The following is a 1,031-nucleotide window of genomic DNA, read 5'->3' as shown; positions in this document are numbered from 1 at the left end:
AAGCTACGCTCTGACTGGGTTATGCTCTACTTTTCAAGCTCATTATTTACGGACACTTTTATGACTACCCCGTTTTTTAAGACTAATCCTGACATCACCAAACCTTATGCACTTATGGATTTGGACGACACGTTGTTTCAAACCCAGCGTAAAATTGATGTATGGAATTTACCCACTGCTAAAACCGAACACTTAGTATGCGCCGCGGTCAACAAACAAGGCGCACCATTGAGCTTTATGAGTCAGCGCCAAGCTAATTTCTTTAACTGGCTACTTGTGAGCACTGACTTAATAGTCGTCACTGCACGCGACCGCTATGAGATTAAACGCGTTAAATTGCCTTTTAACAGCTGGCAAGTCTTAACTCACGGAGCGATTATTTTAACTTCTGATGGTGAGTTATTAAGCACGTGGCAGCAGCATATGTATAACGAGCTTGTACCCTTACAGGATAAGCTGAACCAATTGAGCCAAGTATTTGCAAACCATAGTAAAAACGATAACAGTCAGCTAGTATTTACACCGCATATCGACAGTTTTAGTAATGGGTCTGTAAATGAAGAGCTGACCATTTATTTGGCGATTAAACATGCACAAAAGGACCATCAAGCATTGGTAGAGTTGGCCAAGAAGCTGCCTACATTGATACGTGATTTTGAGCAAGATTTTTATGTGCACGTAAATGCTAACAATCTTGCCATACTGCCGCATGCAGTGCATAAGCGCCATGCCGTACAGTTTTTAATAGACCATCATTTAGACAGTCAACGGCCAAGCTTTGGTTTTGGTGATAGCTTAGCCGATTTGCCGTTTTTACAGCTATTAGATTGGTACGGTATGCCCAATCATGGTCAACTGCACGACAATATTAGTTCTCAGTAATTATAATAACAGCTGATACGAGAAAAGTTTTCTATGACCCACCCCAATATTCAACAACTAAAAAAATACAGCTCAGGCAGTTATCTTGCCAGTGATGTGACGGTACTGCTCGATATCGTCGATAAAGAGACGGTGGCCGATGTGCCAGT

1 protein-coding gene is annotated in these 1,031 nt (G+C 41.7%); it reads left to right on the top strand.

The features are described from left to right. A partial coding sequence (locus ACS8FD_RS16775) for an HAD hydrolase family protein (RefSeq protein ID WP_439276676.1) occupies nucleotides 1–882 on the top strand: 882 nt, incomplete at its 5' end. Nucleotides 883–1,031 lie beyond the last annotated feature (149 nt).

It is taken from the genome of Psychrobacter sp. 1U2 (genome assembly GCF_051847575.1).
Note: the sequence above shows the minus strand (reverse complement) of the source record. Positions and strands in the feature narration are given on the sequence as shown.